The sequence below is a fragment of the Streptomyces wuyuanensis genome (genome assembly GCF_900103455.1).
Lineage (GTDB): Bacteria > Actinomycetota > Actinomycetes > Streptomycetales > Streptomycetaceae > Streptomyces > Streptomyces wuyuanensis.
In genome coordinates this window covers 71,953-87,216 of record NZ_FNHI01000021.1, presented here as the reverse complement: position 1 = coordinate 87,216, position 15,264 = coordinate 71,953, and the positions used below count along the sequence as shown (strand labels likewise).

The 15,264-nt window shown below is 72.6% G+C and carries 13 protein-coding genes; 7 read left to right on the top strand and 6 right to left on the bottom strand.

Going from position 1 to position 15,264, the window contains the following annotated elements:
* Window positions 1–130 precede the first annotated feature (130 nt).
* The 5 genes from BLT82_RS27120 (at window position 131) to BLT82_RS27100 (ending at window position 7,102) form a co-directional block, all read left to right on the top strand.
* On the top strand, window positions 131–1,279 hold the full coding sequence (locus BLT82_RS27120) for a permease (RefSeq protein WP_093659433.1): 1,149 nt from the start codon (window positions 131–133) through the stop codon (window positions 1,277–1,279).
* Between the two features lie 122 nt (window positions 1,280–1,401).
* A complete protein-coding gene (locus BLT82_RS27115) occupies window positions 1,402–1,683 on the top strand; it encodes a hypothetical protein (protein WP_093659431.1) in 282 nt (93 codons plus the stop codon).
* Window positions 1,684–2,218: 535 nt separating this feature from the next.
* Complete coding sequence (locus BLT82_RS27110) at window positions 2,219–4,438, top strand: acyl-CoA dehydrogenase family protein (protein ID WP_093659429.1); 2,220 nt, start codon at window positions 2,219–2,221, stop codon at window positions 4,436–4,438.
* 157 nt (window positions 4,439–4,595) lie between these two features.
* Entirely contained in the window at window positions 4,596–5,786 is a 1,191-nt protein-coding gene (locus tag BLT82_RS27105; protein ID WP_093659427.1) for a thiolase C-terminal domain-containing protein, read from the top strand.
* Window positions 5,787–6,154: 368 nt separating this feature from the next.
* Window positions 6,155–7,102 carry a helix-turn-helix domain-containing protein gene (locus BLT82_RS27100; protein ID WP_143041548.1) on the top strand — a complete coding sequence of 316 codons (948 nt, stop codon included), beginning with the start codon at window positions 6,155–6,157 and terminating at the stop codon, window positions 7,100–7,102.
* A 157-nt stretch (window positions 7,103–7,259) separates the two neighbouring features.
* On the opposite strand, the gene BLT82_RS27095 is transcribed toward BLT82_RS27100, so the two are convergent.
* The 6 genes from BLT82_RS27095 to BLT82_RS27070 all read right to left on the bottom strand — a co-directional run bounded on the left by BLT82_RS27095 (window position 7,260) and on the right by BLT82_RS27070 (window position 12,496).
* Complete coding sequence (locus tag BLT82_RS27095; protein ID WP_244529647.1) at window positions 7,260–8,147, bottom strand: serine hydrolase domain-containing protein; 888 nt, start codon at window positions 8,145–8,147, stop codon at window positions 7,260–7,262.
* The gene (locus tag BLT82_RS27090) at window positions 8,144–8,647 is read right to left on the bottom strand and encodes a hypothetical protein (protein WP_093659423.1); all 504 of its coding nucleotides are present in this window, start codon (window positions 8,645–8,647) and stop codon (window positions 8,144–8,146) included. The genes BLT82_RS27095 and BLT82_RS27090 overlap by 4 nt, the downstream gene beginning before the upstream one ends.
* 22 nt (window positions 8,648–8,669) lie before the next feature.
* The gene (locus BLT82_RS27085; RefSeq protein ID WP_093659421.1) at window positions 8,670–9,776 is read right to left on the bottom strand and encodes an HTTM domain-containing protein; all 1,107 of its coding nucleotides are present in this window, start codon (window positions 9,774–9,776) and stop codon (window positions 8,670–8,672) included.
* Window positions 9,773–10,411, bottom strand: coding sequence for a DUF5819 family protein (locus BLT82_RS27080; protein ID WP_143041547.1), 639 nt, complete (start codon window positions 10,409–10,411; stop codon window positions 9,773–9,775). The genes BLT82_RS27085 and BLT82_RS27080 overlap by 4 nt, the downstream gene beginning before the upstream one ends.
* Complete coding sequence (locus BLT82_RS27075; RefSeq protein ID WP_093659417.1) at window positions 10,408–10,800, bottom strand: hypothetical protein; 393 nt, start codon at window positions 10,798–10,800, stop codon at window positions 10,408–10,410. The genes BLT82_RS27080 and BLT82_RS27075 overlap by 4 nt, the downstream gene beginning before the upstream one ends.
* A 202-nt stretch (window positions 10,801–11,002) precedes the next feature.
* Window positions 11,003–12,496 (bottom strand): phytoene desaturase family protein, encoded by a 1,494-nt coding sequence (locus BLT82_RS27070; protein ID WP_280142501.1) that lies wholly within the window; start codon window positions 12,494–12,496, stop codon window positions 11,003–11,005.
* A gap of 162 nt (window positions 12,497–12,658) precedes the next feature.
* Here BLT82_RS27070 and BLT82_RS27065 point away from each other — a divergent pair, with 162 nt between their 5' ends.
* Window positions 12,659–13,429 carry a hypothetical protein gene (locus tag BLT82_RS27065; RefSeq protein WP_093659413.1) on the top strand — a complete coding sequence of 257 codons (771 nt, stop codon included), beginning with the start codon at window positions 12,659–12,661 and terminating at the stop codon, window positions 13,427–13,429.
* Window positions 13,430–13,563: 134 nt separating this feature from the next.
* Window positions 13,564–15,027 (top strand): MFS transporter, encoded by a 1,464-nt coding sequence (locus tag BLT82_RS27060; RefSeq protein ID WP_093659411.1) that lies wholly within the window; start codon window positions 13,564–13,566, stop codon window positions 15,025–15,027.
* The last annotated feature ends 237 nt before the right edge of the window (window positions 15,028–15,264 follow it).

The window sequence follows — 15,264 nt, the reverse complement described above, 5'->3', positions numbered from 1 at the left end:
GGCGGGCGGCACGGGGCTACTCGGCGGTCACATCGTAGGGGGCCCGGGCGGGCCGCCATCCGGGCGGGGGCGCGCCCCGCCGACGTGTCAGCGCGCCGCACCGACCGCCCGTACCGCCAGGCTGACCCGCATGGATGCCGCGCTCCGCGCCGTACTGCACGCCCTGTCCCTCGCCGGATCCATGGCCTGGGAGATCCTGTGGGCCCTGATCCTGGGCTTCGCGCTGTCCGCCGTCGTGCAGGCGGTCGTCCGGAGGGCCACCGTGGTGTCGCTGCTGGGCGACGACGGCCCCCGCAGCCTGTCGGTGGCGGCCGGACTCGGCGTGGCCTCGTCGTCGTGCTCGTACGCCGCCGTCGCGCTGGCGCGGTCGCTGTTCCGCAAGGGTGCGAACTTCACCGCCGCCATGGCCTTCGAGATCGCCTCGACCAACCTCGTCGTGGAGCTCGGCGTGATCCTGGCGCTGCTCCTGGGCTGGCAGTTCACAGCGGCCGAGTTCGTGGGCGGGCCGGTCATGATCGTGGTGCTGGCCGTGCTTTTCCGGCTGTTCCTGAGTGAGCGGCTGGTGCGCGAGGCGAGGGCGCAGGCGGAGCGCGGGCTGTCCGGCTCGATGGAGGGGCATGCGGCGATGGACATGTCCATCCAGGGCGACGGATCCTTCCGGGAGCGCCTGCTGTCCCCGGCGGGCTTCACCGCCACGTCGCACGTGTTCGTCATGGAGTGGGCCGCGATCCTGCGCGACCTCGTGCTGGGCCTGCTCATCGCGGGAGCCGTCGCCGCGTGGGTGCCGGACGCGTTCTGGAGCGCGCTGTTCTTCGAGGAGCATCCGCTGCTCGCGAAGCTCTGGGGCCCGCTCGTCGGGCCCGTCGTCGCCATCGCGTCGTTCGTCTGCTCGGTCGGAAACGTGCCGCTCGCCGTGGTCCTGTGGCAGGGCGGCATCAGCTTCGGCGGCGTGATCGCCTTCATCTTCGCGGACCTGCTGATCGTGCCGATCCTGAACATCTACCGGAAGTACTACGGGGTGCGGACGGCCGCGTTCATCCTGGGCACCTTCTACGCCGCGATCGTCGCCGCCGCCTATTCCGTGGAGTTCGTCTTCGGCGCCCTCGGGATCATCCCCGACCGGGCGTCCGCGAGGGTCCCCGACGAAGGGGTCTCCTGGGACTACACGACGTGGCTCAACATCGTCTTCCTGCTGCTCGCGGCGGCGTTCGTGGTGCGCTTCCTCCGTACCGGAGGGCGGGCGATGCTCCGCACCATGGGCGGCGCCCCGGCCGGCTGAACGGGGCCCGGCACATGGCCACCGGGCGCCGACGGGTGCTCCGGCCGGATTGGGGACACGATGGACAGACGCACGAGAGCTGCCCGGCGACCGCCCGGGACGACGACTGCTGCGGAGGCGCCATGGACACCTGGGCGACGTGGACCACTCAGGGGATCATCGCCGGCACCGGCGGGGTCATGACCACGGAGGGTGGCCCCATCACGGGGGACGTGACCGTGCACACGACATGGATCGACGGCCTGGCCCAGGTGACCGTGCAGCACACGGGGGCGACCGACTGGTACGCCGTGCAGGGCAGCCCCGTGCCGGCCGACGACGAGGACGCCGGCCGGGCCGTGCACCAGGCGGCGGTGGAGGCGGTCAAGGAGGGCGGCGGCCGGGCGTTCTCGTTCCCCGTCTGAAACCCGCGTGGCCGCTCCGGCCGTCTCCGGCCCTCTCGGCATCGGTGGCCGCCGCCGTGCCGGTGGCGCCGCTCGTACCGGCGGCACCGGCGCTCCCGTGGGCCCGGCCGGGACGGCTCCGGGCCCGCCCGCTCGGGGCGCGTCCGCGCTGCCGCGCGGCCCGGTGCGCCTTCGCCAATGGACGGCGATGTCGCTCATGAGTCCGGCCGCGCGATCACCGCCCTGACCGCGGGTCGGCCAGGTCGCCGGCGGGGATGTCGACGAGCTCGAAGCCGAACGCCCGGTGGCTCTGTTCGTCTGTGAAGTCCAGGGTGTCGAGCGAAGCCGGCCGCAGCCGGGTTGCTCAACGTCACGCCGGCTTCCAGTACAGCCCGCCGACCGGGCTCGCGGCAACCGGCCCTCGGCGATCGGGCCGCTGCAGGGTCGACCTGGAATTCGGCAGGTTCACGGACAGGCGACGTCTTCCGGCCGCGCGCCGATTCGGTCACGCATCTGACCTTCCGTCAGATTGGAACGTGTTCTACTCTCCGGCTCCATGGGGAGCGGAAGCATCGCGATCACTCACGAACAGCGTGCCCTGGCGGACTCCGTGCGCCGACTGCTCGCGCGCGCCGTACCGCCGGAGGCCGTGCGCAAGCTGCTCGACGCGCCCGGGTCCGCGGACGGGGGCAGGCCCGGCTACTGGGACGGTGCCGCGGAACAGGGCCTACACGGCGTGCATCTGCCGGAGGAGTGCGGCGGCGGGGGCGGCACGCTGCTCGATATCGCGGTCGTCCTGGAGGAGGCCGGCCGGGCCGCGCTGCCGGGTCCGTACCTGCCGAACGTGCTCGCCTCCGCCGTACTGGAACGCGCGGGACGTCCGGACCTGGCGGCCGCGCTCGCCGACGGCCGCCGCATCGGCGCCGTGGCGCTCGGCGCCGGTGGCCTCACCGCGTCGGCCGCCGCCGGGGGAGACCGCCTCCTCGACGGCACCGCGCCGCCGGTGCTCGGCGGTGCCGAGGCCGATCTGCTCGTCCTCGCCGCGGGCCCCGGCCCGGTCCTGCTCGCCGTGGACGCCGGGGACCTCGCCGTACGCGCACAGGAGAGCGCCGACCCGACCCGGCCCACCGCCGAGGTCACCGCGCACGGGGTCACCGTCCCCGCGGACCGCGTCCTCGACGCCCCACCCGGGCTCGTGGCGGACCTCGCGGCCGTGCTCTTCGCCGCCGAGGCCTGCGGCACGGCCGGGTGGGCGCTGCACACCGCCACCGAGTACGCGAAGGTCCGCGAGCAGTTCGGGCGGCCCATCGGGCGCTTCCAGGCCGTCAAGCACCTGTGTGCGGACATGCTCGTCCGCGTGGAGCAGGCCCGTGCCCTCACCTGGGACGCCGCCCGCGCCGCCGAGCGAGGCGCCGGCGGAGGGCCCGAGGTGAGCCCCCGCGGAGGCTCCGGCGCAAGCGCCGGAGCCGGCCTCGCCGCCGCGCTCGCCGCGGCGACCGCCCTCGACGCCGCGTACAGCTGTGCCAAGGACTGCATTCAGATCCTCGGAGGCATCGGGTTCACCTGGGAACACGACGCCCACATCCATCTGCGCCGAGCCCTCGTCGCCCGGCAGCTCCTCGGGCCGGGCGACGCACACCGGCTGCGCGCGGTACGGCTCGCCGCCGACGGCGCGCGCCGCGACCTGCGTGTCGAACTCCCGCCGGAGGCCGAGCCGTTCAAGGCGCAGGCCCGGGAGGCCATCGCCCCCGCCCGAGGGCTGGACCCGCCCGACGCCCGTCGCGTACTCGCCGCCAACGGCCACGCCGCTCCGTACCTCCCGCCCCCGTACGGCCTCGGCGCCGGCCCGCTGCGGCAACTCGCCGTCCAGGAGGAGCTGCGGGCCGCCGGCGTCGGCATCGGGGACCTGGGCATCGCCACCTGGGTGGTGCCGTCCCTCATCGCCCACGGCACCGACGAGCAGCGGGCCCGCTATGTGCTGCCGACCCTGCGCGGCGAGCTCCGCTGGTGCCAGCTCTTCAGCGAGCCCGCCGCCGGCTCCGACCTGGCGAGCCTGCGCACCCGCGCCGAGCGCCTGCCCGACGGCCGGTGGCGGATCACCGGCCAGAAGGTGTGGACCAGCGCCGCGCGGAGCGCCGACCACGGCATCCTCCTCGCCCGTACCGACCCCGAGGCGCCGAGGCACAAGGGCCTCACGTACTTCCTCGTCGACATGAAGGCCACCGCCGGCATCGACATCAGGCCGCTGCGGGAGATCACCGGCGAGGCGCTGTTCAACGAGGTCTGGTTCGACGGCGCTGTGCTGCCCGCCGACGCCGTCGTCGGCGAGGTGAACGACGGCTGGCGCGTCGCCCGCAACACCCTCGGCAACGAACGCGTCCACATGGCGGACCAGTTGACCTTCGGCACGGGTCTCGAGGAGCTGATCGCGCTGAGCCCCGGCCTCGACGACGCCTGCCGCGCCCGGATCGGCGCCCTTGCCGCCGAGGCCCACGCGCTCGGCTGCATCTGGCTGCGGACCACGCTCCTGCAGGTCGACGGCATGGAGCCGGGGCCGGGCGCTTCGGTGCGCAAACTCGTCCAGACCGTGCACCGGCAGAAGGTCGCCGAACTGGCTCTCGAACTGCTCGGCCCGGAGGGCGCGGTACGCGAGGGGCCGGGCGAACGGGCCGTGCACGAAGTGCTGATGTCCCGCTGTCTGACGATCGCCGGCGGCACCACGCAGGTCCAGCTCAACGTCGTCGCCGAGCGCCTGCTCGGACTGCCCCGGGACTGACAGCCCGGGACTGACAGGCCGGGACTGACAGGCCGGGGACCGACAGCCCGGGGACTGTCGCCCCGCCCCCGACCGCCCCCTCGAGCTCCCCGCCCGTGGTCGTCCTGCCTTTGATCGCCCCGCCCCTGATCGCCCCGAGACCGAAGGAGTCCTCCCGGTGAAGAGCTACATCGTCGGCGTCGGCATGACGAAGTTCGAGAAGCCCGAGTCGAAGGACTGGCGGTACCCGGACATGGCGAAGGAGGCCGCCACCGCGGCCCTCGCCGACGCCGGCATCCCGTACGAGCTCGTCCAGCAGATCCCGGTGGGGTACTGCTTCCAGCCCTCCACGGCCGGACAGCGCGCCGTGTACGAGCTCGGCCTCACCGGCGTCCCCGTCTACAACGTCAGCAACAACTGCGCCACCGGCTCCACCGCCCTGATGCTGGCACGGCAGTTCGTCGCGGGCGGGCTGAGCGACTGCGTACTGGCGCTGGGCTTCGAGCAGATGAAGAAGGGAGCGCTCGGCGGGGGTGCGGACGGCGGGGACTTCGCCACTTCACCCGTGGCCCGGCACTACGGGATCATGGCCGCCGCCCACGGCTTCGAGCGGACACCGCCCACCGCCCAGATCTTCGGCAACGCGGCCCGCGAGCACATGGAGCGCCACGGCACCACCGAGCGGCAGCTCGCCGCGGTCGCCGCCAAGAACCACCGGCACTCGGCGGCCAACCCGTACGCCCAGTTCCGCGAGGTGTACGAGGTGGACGAGATCCTCGCCGACAAGCCGGTCCATCCTCCGCTCACCCGCCTCCAGTGCTCGCCCACCTCCGACGGGGCCGCAGCGGCCGTCGTCGTCTCCGAGCGGTTCGTCGTCGAACACGGCCTCCACGGCAAGGCCGTCGAAATCGCCGGGCAGGCGATGGCCACCGACACCGCGGACTCCTTCGCCACGGGCTCCTGCGTCGACGTCGTCGGCACGCCCGTGTCCCGGGCCGCGGCCCGGGGGGCCTTCGAGGCGTCCGGACTCGGCATCGAGGACGTCGATGTCGTCGAACTGCACGACTGCTTCTCGATCAACGAGTTGCTGACGTACGAGGCGCTCGGCATGTGCCCGGACGGGGAGTCCGGAAAGCTCGTCGAGTCCGGGGCGACGACGTACGGCGGCCGCTGGGTGGTCAACCCCTCGGGCGGCCTCATCTCCAAGGGCCACCCCCTGGGCGCGACCGGCCTCGCCCAGGTCGCGGAACTCACCTGGCAGCTGCGCGGCGAGGCGGGGCCGCGCCAGGTCCACGGCGCGCGCACGGGGCTCGCGCACAACATCGGGCTGGGCGGGGCCGCGGTGGTGACGGTGCTGCGGAGGGGCTGAGGAGGCGGGCACCGGCGTGCCGGGCCGGACGGGTTCCACCCGGAACGCCGCGCACGAGGTCCGTGGCGGCGCCCACGAGCGCGGTCTTCGTACCGCTGTCTCACCCTCGTCCAAGTCGTGTCCCGGCGGCGTGAGTTGAGGGGGTTGCGAAAAGATCGCAGGGTGTTCGTGGCGCCGCGGTGTGCAACGGGCGAAGAGGCCAGTGATCATCATCACCGCGTGCTGACAGAAGCGGAACCATCGGTAGATTCTTCGGTGGGCGCTGCGCGGCACCGACACATCTTGCGCGGGTTGACCACCGCGGGTCGGGCGCGAGCGCTCCTCGACTGAAGTTTTTCAACATGGGGGAATCCTTGTACAAAGTCGATATGTCAATTCTTGGGCTCTCGGCGCAAGAAGGTGACCTCTATCAGTACTTCCTGCATCACCCCGGCGAGGCAGCGGCCCGGGCGGAGATCGGGGGCATGTCCCGCTCGGCGGTTCACGAAGCGGTGGAGCGGCTGTGCCACTTGGGCCTGCTGGAGGTGGCCGAAGGGGAGGAGGTCTTCGCGATCGCGCCGGAGGCCGCCATCGACCGGCTCACCGATCTGCGCCTCCAGCAACTGCACCAGGAACTGCGGGGCATCACCCAGTCACGCCGGCTGGTGGGGGAACTGCGGGCCGCGCAGGGGCCGGGCGCCTTCCCGGCGCACGGCATCGAGCGGCTGCGGGACCCCGTGGCCGTGCGCGAGCGGGTCGACCGTCTGACCCTGCTCGCCCGCAGGGAGATCCTGTCCGTCCAGCCGTACGCCGACCAGGGGCATCCGGCGCTCCTGCGCGCCCTGCGGCGCGGGGTGCGCGTGCGCGTCGTCGTGGCGAGCGAGGCGTTGCGCCAAGGGCCGGCGTTGTCCCGGATCAGGAGCCTCGCCCAGCACGGGGCGGTGGTCGGGGTGGTGGACCGGCTCGACGAGCACATGCTCGTGTACGACGGACGGATCGCGATGGTGCCCGAGGACGCCGGGGAGGCCTCGCACGACGTCCTGGTGGTCCAGGAAGGCGGTGTGGTCAAGAGTGTCTGCGCCCTGTTCGACAGGATCTGGGACGGCGCCCGGAAGCCCGCCGACCTCGAACACCCGGTCGCGCCCTCGGCTCCCACGGACGGCGAGCGGCAGATCCTCACGCTGATGTGCCAGGTCAGCAAGGACGAGATCGGAGCACGGGCCATGGGCGTCTCGGTGCGGACGTACCGTCGGCGCATCGCGGATCTGCTGGCGGTCCTCGACGCGGGCAACCGGGCACAGGCGGCCCTGATCGCGCGCGAGCGCGGCTGGATCTGATGCGGACCGGCCCCGGAGCACAGCTGTTCGCTCCGGGGCCGGCCGGGCATCCCGGGGCCGCCAGGGCTCCGGGGAAGCCGGGTCCTGCCACAGCGTGTTGTGAAAGTGGCTCACGTCCACCCGCAGGGCGGGCCAGGAGGGACTTTCGCAACACGCTCTACTGCGTGCTCCGCTCCGTCGCCGGCTCCTTTGGCCGTTCCTCGGCGAGGAGTTCGAGGCCGAGCCGGTCGGTGTCGTCCGGTGAGCCGCCGAGGCGGTGCACGAGCACCCAGTCCCCGGTGTCGGTGAACGCCCCGGCGAAGACGGAAGCGTCCCGCGTGGCTCCGTTGTGCCACAGCAGCCGGCCCGCCGTCTGCCACGCGGGGGAGGGACCCCCGAGCCTCTGCTCCACCAGCAGACCGCTCACCACGGCGGCCAGGGCGCGGGGGGTGGCCCACAGACCACCGGCCGGCAGGATGGCCCCGCTCATCGTCCAGCCGGCCCGGTGGCCGCCGAAGCGGCCCTTCGCCCGCAGGGCGCGGTCGGCCGGCGGGGCGACGGCCACCTCGTCGGCGACGCCCAGCGGCTCCAGGACGTGCTGCCGCAGCAGTTCCGGGTACGGCCGCTGCGCGGCGGATGCGAGAGCCGCTCCCAGGACGGCGTACCCGAAGTTCGAGTACTCCTGCCGCCGGCCGGCGGGGCTCGTCGCGAGGCGGTCGAGCCGGGGCAGCGTGTCGCCGAGCGCCTGCGGGGTGAACGCGGCGTACGGGTCGCGGCTGAGGCCCTTCACCCCCGGGGGCGTGCGGGGCAGTCCGGAGGTGTGTTCCATCAGGTGCCGCAGGGTGATGCCGGACGCCGGCGCCGCCGGCAGCCACCGCTCCACCGGGTCGTCCACGTCCAGGAGCCCGGCCGCGGCCAGGCGCATCAGGGCCGTTCCGGTGAGCACCTTCGTGAGCGAGCCGATCTCGACGAACACGTCCGCGGCGTGGCCGTGCGACGTGCCGGGCTCACGCCCCGGGCGCAGCACGCATTCGGGCACGGCGCGCCGGGGCAGCAGCGGACTCACGGTCCCGCCGGGGTCAGCAGCCGCTCCAGGACGGCCTCCCGCTCCTGCGGCTTCGGGCCGGAGCGGGAACCGGCGGACCGCCACCAGTCCATGAGCACCGACGGTCGCAGCTCGCCGGCGACGAACCGGGCCAGAACCCGGTGGGAGAGCTCGACCTCCCGCTCGGTGTAGGCCGGTGCGGCGGCCGAGAGAACGGCGTAGTCGCTCTGCCCGTCGGCGTGGGTCACGCACACCGTCATCTGGTGCCCGCTGTCCGGGCCGCCGAAGCCCGCCATGCTCGTCGCCACGTCGATCGCGGTGCGCAGGCCCCGCCGGAGTCCCGAGCGGGCGGGCGCGTCCGGCACGCTGACGCGTTCGATCCCGGCCCAGCCCAGCGTGCCGGACGCCGGTGCGCCGACGGGCGTCAGTCCTTCGTCCGTCAGGCGTACGCCGGTTCCCTCCGCACCGGCCGGGGCGCCGAGCCAGCACCCGTCCCGGTCCATCCAGAAGAGCCCGACCATCCTGCCCTCGTCCGGTGACTCGTCAGGCTGTCCGTGCGGCGTTGTGGTCGGCCTGCTCTGTGCTGCCACTGATCGAACCCATCTTCTCGGCGGTACGCGTCAAGACCCCAGTGTTGCCCGTGTGTTCGGCCGCGACGGGTGGGGCGTCCCTTTCCGGCCACATCTTCCGGTCCCGTAGGACGCCGCCCAGGCGCCGGCCGGTTGCCCGGGCGCGCCGCAGACCCGCCTCGACTCCCTTGCTGAGGAAGATCAGGTCGCACGCCACCATGGTCAGCGCGAAACTGGTCAGCCCCATCAGCAGCGCGATGGACAGGTGCAGACCGATGGAACCCAGCGCGGCCCACGGCCGCAGGCTGGGCACCAGGACGCCGAGCGGGAAGTAGACCATGAAGAGGGTGGCACCGTAGGTGCCCGCCATGACCAGCATGTCGTTCTCGTAGAGCAGCCGGGAGACCCCCGGCCACTCGAACTCGGGGATGCGCAGCACGTAGAAGAGGGCCGTGCCGTCCTGCCACATCCTGCCCTGGACCTTGTAGAGGCCGCTGACGACGTAGACCAGGCAGATCTGGCCCGCGACGGCGGCGACGCCCAGGTTGTGCAGCGCGGGTGACATCGCGCGCACCACGCCCGGCACGCGGTCGGCCCAGCGCCGCACCAGACCGGTGGAGAAGGAGAACCGGTCGTAGCAGTTGGTCAGCAGCAGCATGGGCAGCACGATGTAGGCGAGGTTGTCGCCGCCGTCGAGGATCAGCGGTATGCGCTGGTACACCGACCACAGGAAGACCCAGTGCACGGCGAGGACGAGCCGGCCGCCGACCCCGAAGGTGACCGCCAATGCGGCGATCATGCCCAGGTGGAAGACGAGTTCGAACCACGCCCCCGACGTGCTGAGCGCGTACAGGCTGAACGTGCCGTTCTCCTGTACGCCGTCGATGAAGTCCTGCCACAGGTACACGCCGTGCGGGCCGAACAGGTAGTCCCGCTCACCGTAGTTGCTGGCGTAGAACATGAAGCCGATGAACCCGATCAGGGCCCGTGTCCCGGACACCCCCGCCACGGCGGCGGGGGAGCCGCTCAGGCGGTCCAGCAGCGCGGTGAAGCCGGCGAACCGGCCCTTCATCCCCTTCATCGCAGCTCACCCACCTTGAGCCAGTTCAGGTCCTCGGCGTGCACAGGTTCCTTCGCCTCGGGGTCGTTGCGCTTGGACCAGGGGCGGAACTCGTGCACGTACAACCGCACCTGGACCTTCTCGGGCTTGCCGTCGCACGCGCCCGGCATCTGCGTGAGGGAGTAGCGGGCCAGGAACCGCACGGCACTCTCCCGGCTGCGCTCCTCGAAGGGGAGGGGAGGCAGGACGGGCTTGTCGCGCTCCGCCTCCTGCTGGCGCACCCGGTTCAGGAACGGGTCCGTATTCTCCATGGACTGCATTCCGCCGGAGACCAGCCGGGACATGCGCGAGGGAAAGAACCTGTCCTTCTGTGTGCGCTCGATATAGGGATTCGTCACGTCGTAGAAGGGAGTTTGAGTTCCGTCGGGGCAGGAAGCCCGGGCGAGAATTCCGCGGTCGTCGGCCAGCGGTTCGGGGGCGAAGAGCAACCAGTCCTGCGTGAAATAGGGGCTGAGTACGGTGTTGGCCTTGTCACCGTATCGGATCTTGGCCGGGCTGAGCGGTGCCTGGGAAAAGGCGGCCAGTGCGAAGTACACGCCCAGAAGGGCAGCGCCGACCAGCAGCGCCGCCCTCCTGGCCACAGAGTGGTCCGTCACTTGTCGAAGATCGATTCGACGGACTCGACCTGCGCGGCGCCGGTCTTGGCCGGAGACGCGCCGAGGCTGGCGATGCGGACCATGTTGCCGACCGAGTTGCGGATGGCCTTGGTGCTGCCCGCGGCCTTGGCGTGGACGTAGCCCTTCTCGGCAGCGCTCTTCGCGGCCTTGCCGGCCTTGGTGGCGGCCTTGCCCACGGCCTTGCCCGCCACCTTCACCAGACCGCCGATGGCGGCCGGCTTCATGGCGGGTTCGGCGTTGACGGCGGCGGCCTGCTGCACCACCGGGGTGGACGGCACGGCCGGCTGGGCCTGGGCCGAGGCCTGGGTGGTCACCACCATGGCAGCCCCGCCCAGTACGAGCGCGGCCGCCGCGATGCCCTTCTTCATTTCTCTCCCCTGTTTCACTTTCTTGGAACGGGTGAATTCCCGCCAGGTGCAGGATCCTCGATTGCTCGTTTCTCCGGAACCGGCCGGGAACCACCGACATGAGAAATCATTCCATCGCGGCGGTCCTCATTCCAGGTGCGAACGCTTCAGCAAGTGGAAGTACTTGGCAACTTCATGTCACCTCTCGGCGGTCGGCCGCCGCTCAGTTGGCGGACCGTCTTTTTGGTGCCGCTGGCGGGGTCGATTCCGGTCCCAGTGGCGGCGCCTTACGGATGCCGAATTCCCGGCGCAGCGCCGAACGGGCCGCCAGATGGCCGGACATCCCGTGCACCCCGGGGCCGGGCGGAGTGGACGCCGAGCACAGATACACGCCGCGCAGCGGGGTGGTGTAAGGGTCGAGGCGCGCGGTGGGCCGCAGCACGCTCTGGACCAGGGTCATCGCTCCGGCGCCGATGTCGCCGCCCACGTAGTTCGGGTTGTGGTTCTCGTACTCGTGAGCGCTGATGCCCCGCTGCGCGAGGACGGTGTCGGAGAAGCCCGGTGCGTACCGCTCGATGCGCGCACGGACCAGCTCGACGGCGTCGCGGCGGTCCCCGTTCGGCACATGGGCGTACGCCCACACCGGCCGTTTGCCGGACACGGCCCGCCCGGGGTCGGCGACCGCCGGGTCGACGACCAGCACGAACGGCTCGTCCGTCGCCGTGCCGCGGGCGGTACGGGTCTCCTGGCGCCACATCTCCGCCTGAGTGCCGCCCAGATGCACGGTACCGGCCCTGCCGACGGCGGGATCCGCCCACGGGACGGGGCCGCTGACGAGGAAGTCGGCCTTGGCGGCGCCGGGACCGTACCGGAAGCGGGCCAGGCGGCGCCGGTACCCGGCCGGCAGCCCCGGCGCGACACCCGCGAGGCCCTTGGGCGTCAGGTCCAGCAACACGGCCCTGGGACGGCCGAGTTCGCGCAGGTCGGTGATGCGCCGACCGGTGTGGAAGACCCCGCCGTGTGCCCGGATGTCATCGGCCAGTGCCTCGGCCATGCGGGCACTGCCGCCGCGGAGCACGGGCCACCCGCCACTGTGGGCCAGGTGCCCGAGCAGCAGGGCCACCGCGCCCGACGCCAGGCTCGGCAGCGGCCCCACCGCGTGCGCCGCCACCCCGGTCAGCAGGGCGCGCGCCTCCTCGGTGCGGAAGCCGGCCGCGGCCAGTCGGGTTCCGTGCGCGAGCGCGCGCCGCGCGAAGGCGGACGCGGCCGCGAGGTCGCCGGGCACCGCCCGTTGCGGCGACAGGACCATGCCGACCACACCGGCGCTGTGCTCCAGCAGCGGCTCCATCAGCCGCCGCCAGCGCGGGCCGTCGGGCCCGAGCCCGGCGCACGTCTCCTCCAGGCCGCGATGGGCCAGCGCGGCCCTTCCGCCGTCCAGCGGATGGGCGTAGCTGACGTCGGGCGCCAGTGCCTCGACGCCGCGCGCGGCAAGATCGAAGGCGCGCAGGAAGGGGGAGGCGACGGCCATGGGATGCACGGCCGCGCAGATGTCGTGGGTGATGTCCGAGTCGAACAGGGACTCGCCGCGCAATCCGCCGCCGATGCTCCGCGCCTGCTCGTACAGGTCGACCCGCAGCCCCGCCCGGGCCATCGTCACCCCGGCCGCCAGACCGTTGGGCCCGGTCCCGACAATCACCACGTCCGGGTCGCTCGCCACACTCTCCCCCGTGCTCCTCGGTGTTGGTACGGGAACGATGGCACCACGGAGAACGCCCGCGGCCTGCGACAACGTCCGCAAGCGGAAGCAGGGGTGCAGCATCGTGTCATTCGTCCGGCGCCTGTTGCCGCTCCTCCGCACGTCCCAGCAGGATGGGTGGACATGAACGGGGAGACGAAGCTCGGGGTCAGGTCACGAACGCACCCACTCAGGTTCGGCGGCGCGGCCGCGGCGATCCTCTCGGTGCTCCTCCTCGGAACGTCGGCCTGCGCCGGTGAGCCGCAGCGGGACACGCGCCCCGACGAGATCTCCTCCGAAGCCGTGGACGGCGTGCGGAAGGCGTCGTCCGTACGCGTGCGGATGGAACAGACCGGCCCCGAGGCGACGGACATCGACCTCACCATGGACCGCCGTGGCCGGTGCGCGGGCCGGATCACGTCCGCGGACGGCACCGCCGACATCATCAAGATCGGCAAGACCCTCTGGCTCAAGCCGGACGACCGCTTCTGGAGGACGCAGCTCGGCGACGGTGCCGAGCTGCCCCGGGCCTTCGAGAACCGCTATCTGCGCGGCGGCACAGAGCACGAGCAGCTGCGCGACATGGCCGCCCTGTGCGACCTCGACGGCATTCACCGGGCGCTCGCGGAGGAAGTGGGCAAGGGCCCCTTCGTCTGGGCCAAGCCGGTCACCCTCGAAGGCGAGCGGGCCGAGACGGTCAGCGGCAGGGCCGGGTCGGTGGTGATCAGCACGGCCGGCGGCGGGCGCACGTCCGGGCCCGGCACGTCCGAACCGGGAGCGTCCGGCCCGGTCAGGTTCGTGCAGAGGAACACGGACCGCAACACCGTCACGACGACCTTCACCGACTGGAACCGGCCCGTGACCGCGAAGGCTCCCGCGCCCGGCGAGAGCATCGACCTGGCCCGGCTCTCCTGAGCCCTCCCGGGACGGCGACCCCGTCCCTCGTCGTACGCCTCCGGCGGCGCGGTTCGGCAGCCACGACCTAGGACCGGAGTCCCCGGTCTCGTCCGTCGAAATCAGGATGTACGGATGAACAGGTGCCTGGGAGCATGACGCTCATGACCCACGCCCACCGCGCCCCGTCCGGCATCTCAGACCCCGCCATAGCGGCAGCGGGGCGCCCCGACCGCACCCAGCAGCGCATGTGGGCCGTGGTGCTGGCGGCCTGCGCCGGGCAGTTCCTCGTCGTGCTGGACGTGTCCGTCGTCAACACTGCGCTGCCGTCGATGCGGACCGACCTGGGTCTGAGCAGCGCCGGGCTGCAGTGGGTCGTCAACGCGTACTCGATCGTCGTCGCCGGCTTCATGCTGTTCGGCGGGCGTGCGGGGGATCTGTACGGCCGCAAGCGGATGTTCCTGGTGGGGCTCGGGGTGTTCACCTTCGCGTCGCTGGCGGGCGGGCTCGCGCAGGAGGGCTGGCAACTCCTCGCCGCGCGCGCCGGCCAGGGCCTGGGCGCGGCCGTCCTCGCCCCCTCGACGCTCACGCTGCTCACCTCGGCCGTCACGGAGGGCCCCGCCCGTGCCCGGGCCATCGCCACCTGGACCGCCGTCGGCGCGGGCGGCGGGGCGGCGGGCGGACTCGTCGGCGGAGTGCTCACCGAGACCCTGTCCTGGCGCTGGACGCTGCTGATCAACGTGCCCATCGGCGCGGCCGTCGTCGGCCTCGGCGCATGCTGGCTCAGCGAGAGCCGCGCGGGGGAGCGGCGCCGGCTCGACCTGCCGGGGGCCGTCCTCGTCACGGCCGGGCTCGCGACGCTCGCCTACGGCATCGTCCAGACCGAACAGGACGGCTGGACCGCTCCCTCGACCCTGCTGCCGCTGACCGCAGGACCCGTCCTGCTCGGCGCCTTCCTCGCGGTCGAGGCCCGCACGAAGGCGCCCCTGATGCCGCTGAAGCTGTTCCGGATGCGGGGCGTGTCCGCCGCGAACGCCGCGATGTTCAGCTGTGGGGCGGCGATGTTCTGCATGTGGTACTTCATGACGCTCTACGCCCAGAACGTGCTGCACTACAGCCCCCTGGCCGCCGGGCTCGCCCTGATGCCCAGCTCGCTCGCGGTCATCCTCGGCTCCAAGTTCGCCCCGCGGCTGATGCGGGTCGCCGGTGCGCGCCAAGTCGCCGTGCTCGGGGTGCTGGTGTCCGCGGCCGGCTTCGGATGGCAGTCCACCATGGACGCGCACGGCTCGTACGTGACCGCGATCATGCTCCCGGGTATCGTGATGATGGCCGGTGCGGGCCTCGCCGGCACGCCGCTCGCCTCCCTGGCCACCTCGGGCGCCGCACCGGGCGACGCGGGCCTCGTCTCCGGCCTGATCAACACCTCACGGGTGATGGGCGGAGCGCTCGGTCTCTCCGTGCTCGCCACGGTGGCGGCGGCACGTACCGGCGGCTCGACGACCCCCGAGGCGCTCACGGCCGGGTACGCCCTGGCCTTCCGGACCGGGACGGGCATCCTGTTGGGCGGCGTGCTGATGATGCTGCTGTGGCTGCCGAAGGACCGTGTGCGCCAGGCCTGAACACGGGCCGCGGGCGCGGGGACCACGCCCGCACGGGGTCCGGCGCCGGTCCGTTCGGGCTCCGGCTCCGGCCCGGCGCCGGCCGCTCGCCGAGACCGGTTCAGATGTGGCGCGGGCCCTCAGGTGCAGCCGCGCACATCCCGCTCCCGCGGCGTCGGCGGACTCGGCTCCCCGCCCAACGCGTCGGCTGCGCCCGACGCACCGACTGCGCGTGGTGCGCCCGACGCACCGGACGTG